14 protein-coding genes are annotated in these 18,841 nt (G+C 41.6%); 1 reads left to right on the forward strand and 13 read right to left on the reverse strand.

Annotation, left to right across the window (positions count from 1 at the left end; all coding sequences use genetic code 11):
- Positions 1-57 precede the first annotated feature (57 nt).
- The 12 genes from G6Q48_RS12675 to G6Q48_RS12730 all read right to left on the reverse strand — a co-directional run bounded on the left by G6Q48_RS12675 (position 58) and on the right by G6Q48_RS12730 (position 16,191).
- Positions 58-483, reverse strand: a complete 426-nt coding sequence (locus G6Q48_RS12675; RefSeq protein WP_166266807.1) for an antirestriction protein — start codon at positions 481-483, stop codon at positions 58-60.
- A gap of 91 nt (positions 484-574) precedes the next feature.
- A complete protein-coding gene (locus G6Q48_RS12680) occupies positions 575-1,447 on the reverse strand; it encodes a GTPase family protein (RefSeq protein ID WP_166266809.1) in 873 nt (290 codons plus the stop codon).
- 94 nt (positions 1,448-1,541) lie between these two features.
- On the reverse strand, positions 1,542-2,255 hold the full coding sequence (locus tag G6Q48_RS12685) for a M48 family metallopeptidase (RefSeq protein WP_154639983.1): 714 nt from the start codon (positions 2,253-2,255) through the stop codon (positions 1,542-1,544).
- Positions 2,255-5,347, reverse strand: a complete 3,093-nt coding sequence (locus G6Q48_RS12690) for a type I restriction endonuclease subunit R (protein ID WP_166266811.1) — start codon at positions 5,345-5,347, stop codon at positions 2,255-2,257. Before G6Q48_RS12690 ends, G6Q48_RS12685 begins: the two co-directional genes overlap by 1 nt.
- Before the next feature lie 102 nt (positions 5,348-5,449).
- On the reverse strand, positions 5,450-6,598 hold the full coding sequence (locus tag G6Q48_RS12695; protein WP_166266813.1) for an RNA-binding domain-containing protein: 1,149 nt from the start codon (positions 6,596-6,598) through the stop codon (positions 5,450-5,452).
- Complete coding sequence (locus tag G6Q48_RS12700) at positions 6,577-9,204, reverse strand: TrlF family AAA-like ATPase (RefSeq protein WP_140187050.1); 2,628 nt, start codon at positions 9,202-9,204, stop codon at positions 6,577-6,579. The genes G6Q48_RS12695 and G6Q48_RS12700 overlap by 22 nt, the downstream gene beginning before the upstream one ends.
- Complete coding sequence (locus G6Q48_RS12705) at positions 9,197-10,540, reverse strand: restriction endonuclease subunit S (protein WP_166266815.1); 1,344 nt, start codon at positions 10,538-10,540, stop codon at positions 9,197-9,199. The genes G6Q48_RS12700 and G6Q48_RS12705 overlap by 8 nt, the downstream gene beginning before the upstream one ends.
- On the reverse strand, positions 10,537-12,957 hold the full coding sequence (locus G6Q48_RS12710) for a type I restriction-modification system subunit M (RefSeq protein ID WP_166266817.1): 2,421 nt from the start codon (positions 12,955-12,957) through the stop codon (positions 10,537-10,539). Before G6Q48_RS12710 ends, G6Q48_RS12705 begins: the two co-directional genes overlap by 4 nt.
- 508 nt (positions 12,958-13,465) lie before the next feature.
- On the reverse strand, positions 13,466-14,083 hold the full coding sequence (locus G6Q48_RS12715; protein ID WP_154628735.1) for an inovirus Gp2 family protein: 618 nt from the start codon (positions 14,081-14,083) through the stop codon (positions 13,466-13,468).
- Between the two features lie 373 nt (positions 14,084-14,456).
- Positions 14,457-15,041, reverse strand: coding sequence for a helix-turn-helix domain-containing protein (locus G6Q48_RS12720; protein WP_232368837.1), 585 nt, complete (start codon positions 15,039-15,041; stop codon positions 14,457-14,459).
- 39 nt (positions 15,042-15,080) lie between these two features.
- Positions 15,081-15,818 (reverse strand): hypothetical protein, encoded by a 738-nt coding sequence (locus G6Q48_RS12725; protein WP_036967273.1) that lies wholly within the window; start codon positions 15,816-15,818, stop codon positions 15,081-15,083.
- A 163-nt stretch (positions 15,819-15,981) separates the two neighbouring features.
- Positions 15,982-16,191, reverse strand: a complete 210-nt coding sequence (locus G6Q48_RS12730; RefSeq protein WP_036967264.1) for a helix-turn-helix transcriptional regulator — start codon at positions 16,189-16,191, stop codon at positions 15,982-15,984.
- A 27-nt stretch (positions 16,192-16,218) separates the two neighbouring features.
- On the opposite strand from G6Q48_RS12730, the gene G6Q48_RS12735 reads away from it, so the two are divergent.
- Complete coding sequence (locus G6Q48_RS12735; protein WP_166266820.1) at positions 16,219-17,190, forward strand: hypothetical protein; 972 nt, start codon at positions 16,219-16,221, stop codon at positions 17,188-17,190.
- A 47-nt stretch (positions 17,191-17,237) separates the two neighbouring features.
- Here G6Q48_RS12735 and G6Q48_RS12740 read toward each other — a convergent pair whose 3' ends face one another.
- Positions 17,238-18,437: a tyrosine-type recombinase/integrase gene (locus G6Q48_RS12740; protein WP_166266822.1), complete on the reverse strand. Its 1,200-nt coding sequence runs from the start codon at positions 18,435-18,437 to the stop codon at positions 17,238-17,240.
- Positions 18,438-18,841 lie beyond the last annotated feature (404 nt).

An 18,841-nucleotide genomic window follows, 5' to 3' on the forward strand; every position in this document is an offset into this window, starting at 1 on the left:
GTCTGATGATGCTTTTATAATGAATCAGATAATACGAAGGCGTAAATAAGGACGTGGTTAATCGATTAGATGGAAAATGGCGGAACGTTCTGGGTGTTGTGCCGCATAATCACGCAATTGATAAAAGCGATCGACGAGGATGTCACTTTCCGTTTGAAATGACCATAAACTGTACATCATCAAACACACGGCAATGCCTGCCGCTTCACACTTAACGTTCGCTTCATTGCCGTTATGCGGGTTGAACAGCGTAAGCTCTTCTTGATTTAAATCGGGATAAATAAAAGCGCCGCCATTAGATAAAGTGCAATATTCCCAATACCCGCCGTGGTAGTCCTCACAAAACTGTCCCATAGTAGTAAAGATGACCACTTCAAAGGTGCTCCAGCCTTTCACACTTCCGAAGTGGTTGATCCAAAAATCCAGGCGTTGCTCATCGGGAACGAGTGTCATTGTAACTGCACATTCAGTTGAATTATTCATCAGTTGATACTCCAAGAAAAAGAAATAAAAAAGCGCCAATCCTTAACGGGACTGGCGCTGAGAGTGATAATTAATGGTTTAATGTAAGAGGTTAAAAGAACATTCTCCACAGGGATTTAGCGACGGAGACGATACTGTTTTTAACGGTGCTAACCGTACTTCTTATCAATGGCGGCAAGGGAATGATATTGATTAAGGTATCCACAATATCACTGACACATTGCCCAAAATCGTTACGTGCGGTGTTCTCCACCGATTGCGTCCGGTAAGAGGTGTTCAGTTGCCTAGCTACTCCGCTACTGGCTTGCGCCGGTAACGCCTGTATGAGTTGCTCTGCTAATTCAGTGAGTTGATAGTTTTCGACCGCAGAAACTGTTATCACAGGATGATGCGGCTTAAAGGCGGTTATGACGGCTTGTTGCTTTAATTTTAAGTTATAGGCCTGCTCTGAGGATGGTTGATGCTTGTATTCATCCCACTGGCGACAAGGCTCTATTTTATCGGCTTGGTTCAAGGCAAATAGAAATTGATTAGGTTGGTAACCGCATTTCTTCGTGAGAAAGCGATAGCACTGTTCATCAGAAGACCATGCTCGGTCATCGGCCTTGAGTACCCAAATGATTAAATCGAATTCTGGTAATAAGTTGCGATAGAGCTGGTGGTACTCTTTATCCCGCTCAAGGCTTTCCCCCACGCCGGGTAAATCTACAAAAGTGAGAGTATGGTTGTTCATCGTCATGCTGAAGCGTTGGGCTTGGCGTGTGCAGCCTGAAACATCACTCACAGGTGATAATGACGATTGGAATAGTGCGTTGATAAGACTGGATTTTCCCGCTCCCGTTTTACCCATCAAACCGATGATGGGAGAGTAGTTGATTAGGTGACTGAGTTGGTTGAAAAAAGAGGTTTGGAATGAAGTCGGTAGAGTCGATAGGAGGGTTTTAAAGTGAGCGTTGTGATGCATATTACTCCTTGAAATAAAAGAAAATTATAGTTATTCAAGGAGATAATATATATCTGAGATTTTTTATAATACTGAGTAGAGTTTCGAATTAAAGTTAGTACAACCAATGGCTGTAAGCCAACGGTGCTTTATTCAGCAAGTCTTTGCGTTCTTGCCAATCAGGAAGTAGCTTATCCATATAGGCTTTAAATCGTTCATTATGTTTACGTTCAAGTAGGTGAACTAACTCATGAACTAGGATGTATTCTAAACATTCTGGTGGTTTTTTGGCGAGTTCTAAGTTTAACCAAATACGTTTTGCTTGCGTATTGCAACTGCCCCATTTGGTTTTCATTTTTCTCACGCCCCAAGCGTCGACAGTGACACCTATTTTGCTTTCCCAAATAGGTAACAAGTCAGCTATTCGCTTTTTAAGTGCATCACGGTAGTATTCAGTGAGAACTAAAGCCTTTTGCTCAGCAGTTGCAGTATGGCTTACATACAAATGTAATCGCCCACGGCCTAATTTGGCTTCATGCTTTCCTACATGTGTTACAACATTGAGGCGATAGCGCCGACCCCACAAGTAATGGCATTCTCCACTGACCATTTCGCGTTCTGATTGGCGGGGTTGTTTTATAAAATTATTCTGCTGCTGTTTAATCCAAGGGATACGACGGATCACCGCCATACGAATAGCTGTTTCTGTCATAGATACAGGTGCAGATACACGTACACGACCATCTGGTGGTAACACGCTGATATGTAAATTTTTGATTGCTTTACGATTCAACTGTATTGCGATTGAACCAATTTCAATCATCGTCATCATTGATACTCTTTTTGAGCTTTAGCGAGTTCCATTACAGCCTGAATATCCAATTCATAATCAGCTGTTTCCTCTCGAATGGCATTGGCAATTTCCCGTTCTTTAAAACGATCTCCAACCCAGTCGGCCTTCTTCGTATAACGAATTGCACTATCAATTTTGGTGGCAAGCCATTCATCTTTGCCAAAGTTATCATAAAAAGCACGTTTGGGATTAGTATCCATTGATGCAGGGTAATTAGATGCTATTTGTTCAGGACGTACCACTTTAGCAGCGAGTTCGCGAATTTTTTCGAGGTAATCTTGATATTCAATGGCTTTTTGTCGACGAAGTTCGATCAGTTCATTCAGTAATACTGACATCTGTTCATAGTATTTAGGGTTAACCGGATTTTCATCGACAATAATTTTTCGAACGTTATTTTCGATGGTTTCGGCCATGGCTTCCTGATTCTTACGAATACTTTCAGGCAAAGCCTCTACGGCATCAGCACCTTTTTCGACAATGAGCTCAATTAGCCCTAGCTCTTCAAAATCCATCAGTACTTCGCTGTCATCCGCACGAATATACATATCTAACAAATGGCGCATGGCAGGCTCAAAGCGTTTCATTTCTACCAAATCGCCACTGGCCAGTTTTACTTCGTCACGGACTTTTTCAAAATGAGCAACTTCTGCTCTTATCAAGTCTACATCTTGCGCAGAATAGCCTGCATCAGGCATTTCATTGGCGATATTGGCGAACGCACGCAGCAGTTTGGCAACGTTCTGATAAAGCGTTAAACGCAGTGCTTCTTTCTCGGTGAGCTCGTCTTGGTTCAGACCTGACTTACCACAAAAATAATAAATGTAGTCTTCCGTATTGCGTGGCGCTTTTACCGGCTCACACAAGGCGCGCACCATTTCCAGCGCATTATCCAAATCGAGCTTAGCTTGCTCTAAACGATCTTTCAGCAGCCCTGCAACGTCTTCCTTGTCATAACCATCAAATGCGCCTTGAGTATAATCAGAAATCGCTTTATCCAACGAGCGGAACAGATCTTTGTAATCAATGATGTAACCGTATTCTTTATCATCGCCATCCAAGCGGTTCACGCGGCAAATGGCCTGAAACAGGTTGTGATCAGCCATCTGCTTGTCGATATACAAATAGGTAGCCGAAGGGGCGTCGAAGCCAGTCAGCAACTTATCGACCACGATCAATAAGCGCATTTGCCCTGGCTCATCAATAAATTGTTTTTTAACTTCTTTTTCAAACTCTTCAACACGGTTTGCGGCCTTATCTTCCGGTTGCTCGAAGTAATCCGCAAGCATCTTGCGGTAAATATCGTACTTAAAGAGCTTTTCCGTTAAGCCTTCACCGGTTTCTTCCCCTTTAATGCTCGCAGCAGTCGGCTGAAAACTGGTGACAATAGCCACCTTACCGGCTAAATCTGTTTGGCTGAACATTTCATAAGCTTTACAAGCTTGATAGACACTAGAGCAGACCAACATGGCATTGCCGTAGCCATCCATCAGGCGTGGCTTAGTGTCCATATCCAGCAAGATATCGTTCACAATTTGCTGCAAACGCGATTTACTGGACAGCACCTTTTGCATGGTGCCCCATTTCTGTTTCAACTGGGTTTTCGCTAATCGAGATAAGCCGCGAGTTTTGGCTTCAAACCATTCATCGATCTTTTTCTGCGACGTGACATTTTGGTCGATGTCTCGTGCTTCGTAGCGTAAATCGAGCACAACGCCATCGGCCACAGCTTCATCAAACTTATAGGTGTGAATGTAAGGGCCAAATACCTCAACCGATTTTTTCTTGTCTTTCTTCATCAAGGGGGTGCCGGTGAAGCCAACAAACATGGCTTCTGGCAGAATGGACTTCATCGCTTCGTGCAACTTGCCCGATTGAGTACGGTGGCATTCATCAACAAATACGAATAGGTCGCCTTTGGCTTTAAAGTCCGATGGTAGGGATTTCTTTAACTCGGCAATAAACTCATCCGTCGCGGTATCGTTTTCCGAATCAGACTGCCGACCAAATTTATGGACTAAAGAGCATACCAGCCAAGGGTTGGGCTGATTGAGCGTCGCCACCAAATCAGCACCGCTTTTGGTGCGATAAATATCCTCCTCGACACCGGTGAACACTTTTTCAATCTGTTCGTCCAGCTCAGTACGGTCAGTCACGATCAGCACACGAGCGTCTTTGACATTCTCACGTATCCATTTGGCCAGCCACACCATAGTGAGGCTTTTGCCAGAACCTTGCGTATGCCAAATAATGCCGCCTTCCCGCCTTGCGATATGGCGTTTTGCCGCTTCAATACCAAAGAATTGATTGTGGCGACAGGTCTTTTTTATACCCGCATCGAAAACAATAAAATCATGGATAATTTGCAGCAAGCGCGCTTTGTTACACACGCGACTCAGGTGAAAATCGAGTTTATGTTCGTATGGGTTGGTGCAATCTTCCTTCCACTCAAGGTAGTGCTTTTCTGGTGTCTCAATCGTGCCGTAACGCAAGCCTTGCGTATCGTTACCCGCCATCACCAGTTGCATGGTGGTAAAGAAGTTACGGATAAAATCTTTCTTCTGATTATCGAGGTTCTGGCGAATCCCTTCAGAGACAGACACCGAAGAGCGTTTCAGCTCAATCACGCCCAGAGCAATACCGTTAACATACAGCACTATGTCTGGGCGTTTTTTGTTCTCGCCCTTAATGGACACTTCTTCGGCAATGGCAAAATCGTTTGCTTCTGGGTTTTTCCAGTCAATCAGCCACACGGTTTCATTAAGATGGCCAGCACCTTCTTTTTCTTTCACGCCGTAACGCAGCAGGCGATAAACCTCTTTGTTGGCGTAATAGAGCTTTTTGCCTTCGCCCAGTGCCGCTGCCGTATCCAATTGGCGAATAGCTCGATTGATCAACGCCTCGCTGACACCACGTTTTTTTAACCAATCAACGAGGATATCCACTTCAATATTTTTATTATTAGCGCGATCCTGCCAATCGCCTAAATAGCGATAGCCTAAGTCAGTTTGAAAAAACTGAACGATACGATTTTGTGTAGCGCGCTCACGCTGACCAACGTTACTCATCCTAACCTCTAATCAATTCGAAGCTTGTTCCCCTTGCCAATCAAGCAACAACCAAGCAAGTTAGACTTTTGAGCACTTAACGCTACCAACTGTGCTCGCTATTCATCGAGCTCGCTTAATAATGGCCTTGAATGCATTACCAGCCCTGTCGTCAACAAACTCAATGTCTGGATACGCTTTTATCGCTCGTTTTATGCCGCTCCCCAAGCCTCGATATGGCAACACTTTTGGAGCAAACGAGGCCAAAATTGGGTTTCTAACATTCGAGTTACCCATTTTGATATTTTCTATCGTTAAATTATTGGGCAAGTGACCAGGGCTCACGATTTCAATTCGATCAGCAAACACCAAAACCTTAATCGGAGCGGATACAAAGTAATCTCGATGAATAAGCGCATTGGCAATAAGCTCCTCAAGAACGATTCGCGGAATTTCTGGCTCGCCTACTGAGTTGAAGCCTTGTTCATTCTGCACATGGCGAATGTTAGCCAGCACAAAACCCAGAACCTTTTGGAATACATCCGATAGCTTGCCGTTAATATCCTGGCTGTCGATATAGTGCTCGTCTTCGATATCAACACCCGGAAAAGCCACCGCTTTTACAATAAAAACGGGTAAGCGTATTTGTGGGCGTGATGCAAACAACAAGGCGCCGCAGATGTTAAGCTGCCCGTTCTTTGCCAAATTCATGTTTTCAAGCAGTTGAACACGAGAAACCTCTTGATCTTCAACTCGTTCGCCGTATTCCCTTTCAAAAAATGCGTCAAAAAACTCTTGGTCTATGTCCACAACTGAACTACCGCCAACAGGGATTTCATCAGCGTGTATCAGTGCAGCTTCTTGAAACATTCTCAGTAGCTCTTCTCGCGCGCTGACTTTGGATTTGTTAGCGCTATTTTTTACCCATACATGTAGGTTGCCATCCATATAAGGCTTGCTTATGCCTTCAGGCACATCAACAACCATCACCATACCACTGGGTAAAGCAACATTTTCAGTGGTAACGGAAATCGGTGGTTTTACATCCTTTGCCGCATTAGAAACCAACTGATTAATTCGCCCCATATCCTCAAGAGTTAGTCCTTGAATGCCTCCGTCATCAGTGATTCCAATAAACAATAAACCGCCTTTAGAATTACTGAATGCCGCTAACTCGGGCACCAGACTCTCAGCTCGGGTAATGTTTCGCTTAAACTGATGCCTTGAGTCTTCACCGTTGACAATAATGGCTAAGAGTTCTTCGGTTTCCATGCTTCATATACCTGCTTACGTTTCTCGAAGGCTTCGGCACCACCTTCCATAATATTTACAATGCGTTGCTGAACGTCAGCACAGTCAATGCTGCCGTTAACTAATGCGATATGGTCATCTTGATACTCACAGGCAATCACCTGTTCCGCATCACCCAGTACCGGAATATTGGCGTTGTGTGTTGCGAAGATAAACTGGGTAGAAGGCTTAAGCTCTCTAATCAACTTGATGACATCGTCATAGATAGTTTGGTTGTCCAAATCATCTTCTGGCTGATCAATGATCACCACGTCGTTTTCTTGCTGACTTAACACAAACAGCATCAACGCCGATGCCCTTTGCCCCAACGAGTGGTGCGCCAGTGCTTTGCCGTGATACTCGATAGTAAACACATTCGGCACTTGCCAGGTTAACAAGGCTTCTAAGTTGTCTTCAAAATACTGCCAGAAGGTATCAAAAGACCCGCCAAGCGTGCTTTTCAGCTTTTCAATGTCGCGATAGGCCGATGCGAAATCACTGTATTCATCCACCACACTTTGCAACGTTGCTTCTCGAATACGGCTCCCGCGATACAAATCTTGAATGTGCTTAAGCATGGCAGCCTTATTCGCTTTAAATTGCGGCACAATTTTAAGGGGCGAATTAGCTCGATTGATCCTGCTCAGTACCTGTTCAATAGTGCGGTACTCCTCCAGCCAAAGATCATTAAGCTGCGCTAATTCACGCTCTAGGGATTGATTCAAATCCGCGTACTGCTGCTCGCTTTTGGCGAGTACGGCTAACATTTGCTCGGCTTGGTCTAACAAGCTTTTAAGCTGCTTAAACTCTTGCGGGCTAATTGCCTGTGCACCGGCTTGCTTAAGCTCGGTGGCCAGTTTGCGTTCAATCTCGGCAAACTCTTCTTTTAGCGCCTGCTTTTGTTGTACAAAGCCAGCTAGCTTCTGCTGTAATAGTGCAACCGTACTTTGACCCGTTAGTATCGTTTGCTTGATGCCATCAAAGCCAGCAATCAACTGCTGGTAGGTCGCAAAAAAGTCATCAAAAAATATCTGATTCTGGGCAGACTTATACAACGCCTGATTTTTTAGCTCATCTTCAAAGCTGGCCACAAAACTATTGAGCTCGGATAGATAATGCTCAGCACCTTGAATGACTTGCTGTGCTTTGCGCTCATCGCGCTCAAAATCAATTTGCTTTTGTAGCTTAGTTTCAACACCGTGTTGCTGATAGAACTTGAGCTTAAATTCAGCATCTTGCTTTTTCTGCAACCATTCTTGCTTTTGCGTTGCCGCTCGAGTAAGACGCTTAATCTGATTAATCGCATCCACCACCCGCTGCCGGCCCTGATCAATTTTTTGTCGAATGGGCACCAGTGCGTCGCCAAGCAACTTTTCAATCAAATCTTTTTCAAAGCCAGCGCCCGTACTGGAAAGATCTTTCTGACCAAAATAGATTGGCTGGTGCAATACCGTTTCACGCACCGACACGCCGGGTTGCAACTGACCATTCACATACACATCGGGGCGCTCACCCAAGATACGGCGGATTTGATAGGGCTGACCACGGCGATCAATGGCGTCGATGGTAATTTTACCGCCACTACGCAGTAAGTGTTTTACCAGCCCCTCTTTATATTCCACATCCGACGACTTATCACCAAAGGGAATATTCAGCGCATAACGCACCCCTTCCAATACGGATGATTTACCACTGCCTCGAATTCCAATCAGGGTATTGAGCTCAGGTGAAAGGGAAATTTCTGTGCCACCTAAAGTACCCGCCCCTTCAAAGCGGATTTTTTGAATATAAGAATGTTTATAGCTAGGCAGCTCGGCGCGGACTCGGGAAGCTTTATCACGCAACGCAAACTTAACCGCCTCAAAGCTGAATGAGCCAAGCTTTAAGTAGCTAGCCTCTTTACGGGCCGCCATATCGGCAAGGTTCTTGGCATCACAACCTTCCACTTCAGCCGGATATAAATTACCTAATGCCTGCTGGATTTTCGCGCGTTCATCACGGGTGCGCACTTTTTGAAAAGCCAAGACTCTACGCCTTACTGTCGCGTTATCAAATAAATCCTTTATTCGCCCTGCTGCGAGTTCTTTCCACACCCCCTTTGGCGCTTCGACGTGGGCAAAAATGAGAAAGTAATCTTTGTGAAATTTATCCAGCTCACGCACGGTTTCGACAATATCGTGGTTCGAGCGCGCATTTTCATCTTCGAAGTTCGCAATACCAGCAAAAGTCAGGCTAAGAAACGTCTGAATATGGTTGGTTTGTTCTTTGTTGCTAAACCACTCATCCGAAAATACCACTAAAGTATGCACACCTGCCTGACCATCCTTGATGGATAACTCAATGCCAGGCAACAAACCAATGCCTGATTTTTTGGCTTTTTTGCGCAATGCCTTAAATTCATCTGCATCAAATTTATTGTGGTTGGTGATAACCCCAAGACCAATGCCCGCATTCGCAAGCGCCGCAACATACTGGTTAGCATAGTCATTTTCTTCACCAGTATAAGTAAACTCTTTATCAGCGCGAGTATGGAGGTGGAAGTCGGCCTTTAACCAGCGGCTTCCGTATGCAAATACAGATTCACTCATGAATAACCTCCTTTGATGGCTTGATTAATCGCGTTTTACCCGTCAGCAGCTCTTGCATCATGCCTTGTTTGATCTGGCGGGTTTTGCTAAGGCGTTGTTCCAGCACTTGAATTTTTTCATCCATATCGGAGAGAATGGTGGCGATGGCGGTTTGTTCTTCTCTATTAGGCGACGAAAATTCGAAATTAACAAAATCCTTTTGATACAAGTGAGTAATCGTTGAGCCTGCCGTAATTCTGTTGATGAAATCATCAAAAATTCTGGAGGTAAGCACGTAGAATAAGAAACGTGGTATCAAATTGTTATATCTAGGCCTAATTACGAATATTCCACTATTTAGTGTGGCAGGCCGGCTAAGTGCAGCAACATAACCAACTTTACCAATTGTTCCATCCTTGGTTATCAATAAATCATCATTTTTTAACTGAATGTTTTGATCTTGTTTGTAACGCCACTCACTAACATAAAAACATCTTTCCCACTTCACTACACCAGAGTCAAAATCTGTCCCTGTTACCAAATAGATATCTCCTGTTGTTTGGTACTCTTTGGTAGTCAAAGCTTGCCAGCCAATACGAGCTTTTAATGTTGTATCTTGAGCGATTGATATAACCTTCCAATCCTCTGGTATTTCCCCCAACTCACTTGGCTTGGTACCTTTTGGCGTGCCATCTGCACGCAAAGCAAATTGCGGCAGGCGGGTGCGGCCTGTGAGGAGCTGCTGCATAGTGGCAGTTTTGATAGCTTGTTTTTTGGCGATCAGTTTTTCTAATTTACTAATCAGCGCATCAATATCGGATAGTGCAGTGGCTATGGCGTTTTGTTCGTTAATTTTAGGTAGAGCAATTATTGATGCACGAATGATTCCATTGTATAACCGAGCGATAGTACTGCCTTCTGATGACGCCCATTTGATTATCTTGTAGTAATGATATAAGTATTCATTAAGTAATTTATATTTATTAACTTCGAGCCAAACGATGTTCGAATCTTGGAAATATGCAGGCTTCCCATCATAAACTACAGATTTCCCGAGCGTTCCTGCTGCAGAAACTAAGATGTCACCTTTATTTGGAAATGAGTATTTAGCTTTAAATTCTTTATAAAGAAAGTGTGTAATATAAGCATCAGGCTCACCTCCAAATGTACCTATTTTGAAAAATGGTATAGCGCCTATCTTTTTAGTTTGTCCTGAAAGTATGCGTTTACACATGCGAACTTCTGAAATATCTCCGAGACATACAGCATCCCAATCCTCAGGGATCACCCCAACTTCCGTCTGCTTATAGCCAGCCGGAATAAGATTTAAACCCGTTTCTGTTACTTCAACGCTCATAGTGACCACTCCAAACCCATCGCTTTTAAATGGCCTGCGACTTTCTCACTCAGATTTTTTACCGATTTAGTAATAGCCGGTAATGGCTCATTGTAGCGCTCTTCTAACTCTTTAACTCGATTTGCTAATTGTTGGGTCACGCGCTCAATTTCAGCAACGATATTACTTTGCAGTGTTGCCAGCCATTTATCATCCACAATCAGGGATTTGATCTCATCGATGCTGAGTTTGGGGTATTGCTTAAACACCGCTAAATCCAGCGCGTCTTGCGCTTCTTTTAGTGCTTTTTTGGCATCGGTCTCGGCATCAAACAGCTTTTGAGCTTGTTTTAATGCCGATTTTTCATCGGGGTCAGTGGCAACTTTCAAACGTGCCGTGACTGTTGCTTTGGTTATCTTGTCTTTATCATTCAAGGCATCATTAAGTAGGCCGTCGTCACCGCTATTTTCCTCAAGATAGGTTTCTAACTCTTGACTGGCACTATCAAGTTTGCTTTGCAAGGTATCGATTTTAGTTTGTTCATCGGCAAAATAGCGTGCCACGATAAGTGCAGGGGGGATCAACTCAGCTTTATACTTGGTTTTACCAATCACTAAGTCAGGCGTTTCTCTCAGTTTTTCACCTTTTTTGACTTCTAACTCACGCAATACCTTACCTGTAGACCAACCATCTTGTACCAGTACGTACACATCGTCTTGCATTGTATCACTCCAGTAATCCATCAGGATCTGGTAGATATCGTATTTGCTCAGCAACGGTGTTTGTGAATAGCTTTGTAACAAACTTTCGCTAATTTCAGCGATTAACGCTTTAGGCTGATCACCTACACCGATCTCAGCTAAATTAGATGCGCGAGCCCAAGCGTGATAATACTGCAAGCTATTCGTCGCAAACTGTTTAAATTCATCATGGTTTAGAATGGTATTCTTCACTTCAGAGGCTTTAACTAAAGCTTCGCTATAACCTTCACGTGCTGGTTTGAATAAGGTCGCACGAATACTTGGGAATATCTGCCAGTAGTGTTCTAAGGCATCGATATCACGATTGGGAATACCACCTTGTAGATGGGCACTGAGGTCGTGCAAGTCTTCTGGTTCACTGGAATCAATATAACGCGGTATATTTAGATTGTAGTCATTAGCCACTATTTCGCTTAATGGCACCATCCGGCTAAAGCGAGGTTGTTCTAATTGCTTGGTAAATACCTCAACAATTTTATAAATATCCTGACTACGCAGGCGGTTTTTATTGCCATCTTTGATAAAGCCTTTGCTGGCATCGACCATAAAAATACTTTCTCTCGCCTGTGCGTGTTCTTTGTCGATCACGATAATACAGGCAGGAATACCCGTGCCGTAAAACAGGTTGGCCGGTAAACCGATAATTCCTTTGATATAACCTTGCTTAATCAGATTTTCACGAATACGCGCTTCGGCGTTGCCCCGGAACAATACACCGTGGGGGAGAATGACGGCGCCTTTACCCGTGCTTTTTAAGCTTTTGATAATATGCAACAAGAAGGCGTAGTCACCATTTTTTTCTGGGGGAATTCCCCAGCTAAAGCGATCAAACTCATCCTCTTGAGGATTAATGCCGTTAGTCCAGTTTTTGTTGGAGAAAGGGGGGTTAGCGACAGCAAAATCGAAGGTTTTCAGTTGCCCGTTGGCTTCTTTCCACTGTGGATCTGAAATGGTGTTGCCTTTCCAGATTTTCGCGGTGGCGTTGTTGTGTAGGATCATATTCATACGAGCCAAGGCGCTGGTGGCGTTGTCCATTTCTTGGCCAAAAATACTCAAGCCACGCGGTGCTTCATCACTCGCTTTTAATAATAATGAACCTGAACCGCAAGTTGGATCATAAACGGTAGCGTCTTGCGGGGTATTACTATCAATACCAATCACTTTCGAAAGAATGCGTGAAACTTCGGATGGGGTGTAAAACTGGCCTTTGGACTTACCTGACTCAGTCGCAAAGTGACGCATTAGGTATTCGTAAGCATCACCCAATAAATCGTCACCATCCGCGCGGTTGGAAGAGAGATCTAGCCCTTCAAATATGCCTATCAGCTTGGAAAGGCGGTCAATCATCTCTTTGCCTTTTCCTAGTTTATCTTCGTCGTTAAAATCGGCGACATCGATGACACTTTTGAGATCGTTTTCTTCGGCTAACGCACTGATAATTTTGTTTATTTTATCGCCGATTTCTTTATCGCCTTTAAGCGCAACCATATCATCAAAACTGGCACCTTGGGGTACGACAATCATACCGTATGGGTCGCCTTTATACTTATCAGATACATACTTCATAAACAGCATGGTCAGTACATAGTCTTTGTACTGGCTGGCATCCATCCCACCGCGTAATTCGTCGCAACTGGCCCATAGTGAGGAGTATAGTTCGTTTTTCTTAATGGCCATTTGGGTCCCTTAACCTTTAGATGATAGATTTGTTGCCTATAACATTATAATGATTGATTCAGCGCGTAACTAAATAATTCACATAGCTTATCTAGCGTTTTAAAGTATTCATAGCGTGTTTTTGTACAAAAACATAATCTAGTCCGATTTTTCACGTTATGTCGCTGATACGTATTTAATATTCACTTATTAAACGGGCTACAATGATTAGCTAGTAGTCGCTAGTGTTCTTTCCATGTGATTTTTATTATTAATGAATTGATTTTCATTGTTTTTTTACTGTTTAGTTTGATGTGTCAATGTTGCTTATACTATCATTGTAATGATTTTTCCTCAAAATATTCAAATCGAAGTGGATTAGAAAGAAGTGAGTCCAATTGTTTTCTTCGGTATTGGATAGTAACGTTCGTTGAGTGTGATCAGTTTGTTATAACGATAGATTACGCAGTACTGCCAGTGTGAATATTACCTAATTGCATAGGTGGCCCTAAGGCCACCATATGTATTATTAATACTGACTATAGCCTATCGTACGGTAATTCGAACTGTAGTGTTTAGAATATTCTTTAGCTAGGTAATTTAATCGTTCTATTACGGTATTATAGTCATCGCTAAAGGATAAGGCTTCTCGATTTAAACAGTACCGACAGTTCTCAGGGTAGTGAACTAATGGACCAGTATCAATAATAGGGTCTAATTCGAGCTGTAACGCACTGTACCACGCTGTGGTAATCATCGTCCGTAAACTAGGTATATTTAAGTCATAGTCTCCTAGATGATAGTAGGCGTCTTTATTGAAGATTAATGCACAGTGGTAGTGAGGGAGGTATCCATCTACGAGTTCTTTTACCCAGATGTAACGTAAACGGTTAGGGTAAACGCGTATCCCTTGACCTATTTTACGGTGTTGATCGTGTTTAAGCTTTGCATTTAAGGAGTTCATAAAACGGGTGATAGGAGAGCCTTCTGTGTTAGGGAAACAGTTTGGCATATCCCCATATTCATCCATCATAGGGAAATGGAGATCTACTCGTATCACAGTAATACGAGGGTAGGCTTGTAAGGCACAATCTAAAGTTTCTGCAATCGCACCTTGGTAACCCGGGTTGTATTCTTTTTTAGACATAATGATCCCTTAGGGTCATTTGGAATGCCCCTTTCGTATGAATGTTGGTAGTGATAAAGGACAGATAATGTGGTTATCTGATCCCTTATGGTTTATTGAGTATTGTGTTATTCCTGTTTAACAGGCATAGATTTATTAATCTATAGATTAATAATGACGTATTTATTTAGATATTGACCTCTGGCTAAGCTGATATTATTGATATTAGGTTACAGTCAGTATTGGATTATATTGGTATCTACGGTGTAAGTTATATTAGTTATTTATTCAGGTTGTGTTATTGGTAATATATATTACCTTTCCAACATCAATAATATCGATAATACCCCACCAATACTGAATTGGTTGATAAATAATCACTCTGTAGTTAGTGCTATTCGAATAGTCTTTTTTTCCAATATCGTTTCACGGTAGAAAGGCTAATATTAAAATGATTAGCGACTTCTCGTTGTTTATATCCTTTGCACCTCATTTCATAAATAGCTTGTTTATAAACACTTCCTTCGGGTCGTCCTAATATTTTTCCTTGTTGTAATGCAATCGCATGTCGTCTATCGAGTTTCATTTTTTCATAATTATCCTCAATGTTTTTTAATTGATTGAGTATTTCGACTAAAGGGACATTTAGTGAAAATACATTTTGGCCTAATTCGTTGAGGAAGAGTAATTTCATCCCCAGAGATTGGCAGCGTTGTATAACATAAGCGATTTGTTGTGTGTTATTCCCCAAATCATGGAGTGTTCTTGTAATTAAGGTATCATCAGGTGTAAATACCCTATCAATATAATACATCAATTGACTTGGTAGCTCATTGACATCCGTTATTGATTGATGTTCTAAAATAATATGTTCTCTTTTTATTGGATGGATGCCAGCGATATCGTTTAGGCATTGCTCAACCTCTTGTAGACTAAAATTGCTATTTTGAACGATTCTAAAATATGCATAATGGCTCATTTTGTCACCTTAAGGGTCATAAAACGAATTAATGAACGGTTAGATTGGATTTATGATAATCGTATCTGGACTGCTCTCTATTTTTCTATTTACTTGCGTTTTATCTATCACACCAATTAAAACACACTGATTGTTTGAGTGATAAATAGGAATAAAAGCGACATAACTTTCTTTTAATATTATTTGGTTTTTTTTGAATGCTGCCTCTATTCCATGGAAAACAATATCCTTTATCGGGATGTGAATAATTGCGTTAAAATCGAATAGGTAATTTTTGTATTCAGTGTTTCTAATTAATATTGTATTTGAAAACCCACCTGCTTTATGTAATTTATAGTGAACGTGCCTGTCTGTATAAATAAAAATGGCCTTTTTAATATATGGTGAATCTATATAGCTATTCAATGTTTCTTGAATGGTTTTCTTTTCCTTTAAACCTATTTTGGGGCTTTTATAAGCATGAGGGTAAGCATGTTTGTCAATAATGATCCCTTTTTCTATTACGTGGGTTTGCCAAATATCCAATAAGTATTCAGGTAGTGAAAATACGGGGGTGTCTCCCCATAATTTTTGTGAGTTTTTTTTAGGATTAAATAGCTGGTTTTCCAATTCATTAACTATCTGTGTATGTTGATTTATTTCATTCAACAGCGGGCAAGCACTCGCTAATATGTTCGCTATTACAGCGGAGCGTGTTAAATTATTTTTATGGCAGTATTCATCAATAGCTTTTAGGCTTGATTCATTTTTTATGGTAATAGAAATCCGTTGGGACATGATAATTATCCTTTTCTCTGGGTTATATATAAATGAAGACAGTCATGGTTGAATCATCAAAATTCAATAAATTAACTGTTTAGTTTTTTATTTTTTTGTGTAATCACAGAAAATAACATGAAGATTTTTAATCTATTCTCCTTATTTGCTATAGTGAATTAAATTAAACTGATTGTCTGTTAAGTAGCCAATCATTTATTTCTGATTCAACCCAGCCAACGGATTGGCGTCCCAAGCGCTTTTGCTTTGGAAACGTTGGGTCATAGCGTGGTGATTTTGGGTTTATCCAGTCATATAGCGTTGATCGTGCAATACCAATGCGTTGTAACACTATCGGTAAGCGCAATATTTTAATATTGGATGTGTTTATCATGGGTTAATACCTCTTGGTGTGCTTTGGATGATCAAAAGCATAACGAAATATAATGAGCATGAACATGCAGGAGCTAGGAAGTTTTTTTTTAAAAATGAAATTGCATTTATTTTATTGAAAAATAAGTTTTTTTATTGGCTTTTTGCTCGGAAAAATGTTTTTTTAGGCAAGAGGTACTCCATTTTTAAAACAAGGCTAATGAATAGGGGAGTTACTGTTATGGGGTCATTCGATTATTTTCTTTTGAAGAAGTATTTAAGGGATTTTCGTCATGCTAGAAAGCGCTTATCTTCATTTCCTAACTTAGAGTATGAGGCTGGCGAGCTATACAGGGATGTATTGGCTCAAAAGGATCACGAGTTAACCCAAAATACCGTCACTGCAATTCTTAGTCAGTATACGGACAGTCGAGAAGATTTAACGCTTTTGTTGCAGAGGGCTTCTATTTTTGTGCTTGAAGAACAGTTGAGGTCGTGGCGTGAGCCACATGATATTTTCCAAGATAAAATTCTTTGGTCTTCTGTTTTTTATTGGTTAGGTCGTCATTGTTGGGGAAAACATAATGATATTTCATTAATTTTTTTAGAACGTGCTGTTATTTTAATTCATGAATGCATCGGCTCGATGGGTTATGTTAATCAGATGGTGAGAACTGTATCGGAAAGAGAGCAGCGCACGACCGCAGCAATAAAAGGCGGGAGCGTTAAATCTGATTTACACACTAAGATCCGCTCGGAAGCAATACGCATTTTAAATGAAAAGGTTCTCTTAGGCTTTTCATGGAAAAGTAAAAAAGAAGCTGCAGATGCGATTGCTGGTGAGCTATGGGGTTGTGTACAGCAAATTGATCCTAAAAATAGTATGAATTTTTCTGAAACTGAGTTCAGTTATTCTATTACACGTTGGAATCAGCCTGATATTAAAAGAGCCTTTAGTCACGCAGTAAAAAAAGAAAATAGCAAAAGAAGGAAAAAATCAAAAAAAACGAATAAAAAATAATGTATTTATTTGATGTGCTGTAGGCACAACACCTACAGCATTTAGAGTTAATGTTGAGCCAACAAGTAATCAGCCCACGCTTGCATCATGGGTCTTCGTTGCTCTAATAAATCAGTGCGGTGGTACGCCGCTTCTACTTTATTTTTAACGGTATGTGCAAGTGCCCGTTCAGCTAAATCCCGCGAATAGCCATGTTCTGAACACCAATCCCGAAAGGTAGAGCGAAAACCATGTGCTGTTGCAACGCGACCATTGGTGTCACTGGGGGCTTTGGTTCGTCTAAGAAATGAGGTGACAACCATATCGGAGAGCACAATTTGTTTTCTAGGTGATGGAAAAACTAGTGTGTCATGTACGCCTTTTAGATTGTTCAATAGCGCTAAAGTTTGCTCAGATAATGGCACTCGGTGTTGCAACCCTGATTTCATACGTTCTGCGGGTATTGTCCATACCGCTCGTTTAAAATCAATTTCCTGCCATTGCATCGCTCTAGCTTCGCCAGAACGACAGGCTGTTAACATGATAAATAGCAGTATTGCTCGGGTAACATTGTAACGTTCGGGTTGGTATATATGTGTGCGAATATATAAAGGTAGCATTTTCCAAGGCATCGCAGGTTGATGCTCGGTACGTACATGAGCGCTGATTTGTTGCGGTAATAAATGGTTAACGACATCAGTAGGGTTGGCTGCGCAATAGCCATGAGCCCATCCCCACTGCATAACTGCGTGGATACGTTGTTTTATGCGGGATGCTGTTTCTGAGCGAGTTAGCCAGATAGGGCGTAATGCATCTGCAATATTGGCTGGAGTTATGATATCCAACTTTAATAAACCTATGGTAGGAAATACATATTGTTCCAGTGTAGTGATCCATTGTTTACCGTGTTTTTTATTTTTCCAACCAGGTAGTAACTCTGCATGGAGTTTACGGGCAGCCACCTCAAAAGTAGGGATTGAAGGTTCATCGGAGATTGATTTTTTGAGCTCAAGAGGATCAATGCCTTTAATAATTTGTTCTCGCATCGTTGAGGCAATATTTGCCGCTTCGGAAATTGTGATTTCAGGGTAACTCCCTAGCCCTGCATTTCGGCGTTTTTGTGTTACTGGACTCATATAACGAAGTACCCACTTTCCTCTACCTCTAGTTGATGATGGGTGTAGCGTTAATCCGGTGATGCCACCGTGAGGTAATGGTTTATCGCCGGGCTGTATATGCTTAGCTTTGGAATGCGTTAGTAAAGCCATGATGAATAAATCCTAAAAGTTGGGTATGCCATCTGGTATGCCACTATAGTTAAGTCTTGAATGGAATTGATTATATTGGTTTGGAATAAATAGTTAAATAACTAATTGATAGTAAATGATAAATTGGATTTATTTGGATTGTATAGGAAGGGTTTTAGGCAGACTCCTCCTCCGCCACCTTCACTTCTAGTAACGTCTTCCAAAGTCTTCCAATCCCAAGTAAATCAAGCATTCTAGCGAAATTACACACTACCGAACCTACTAACGCCTTTCTAAATCCTCTACAATTTGTTGTATAGTTTTTTGTATAGAAATTCCCTCTACAATTTTCCTGTAGATAAATCCTACACGCTGGCATTATCGCTGCTATCATCTTTTATATCGTTTTGATTGTTGCAATACTG

This window comes from Providencia sp. M-27, assembly GCF_011077905.1.
Lineage (GTDB): Bacteria > Pseudomonadota > Gammaproteobacteria > Enterobacterales > Enterobacteriaceae > Providencia > Providencia huaxiensis.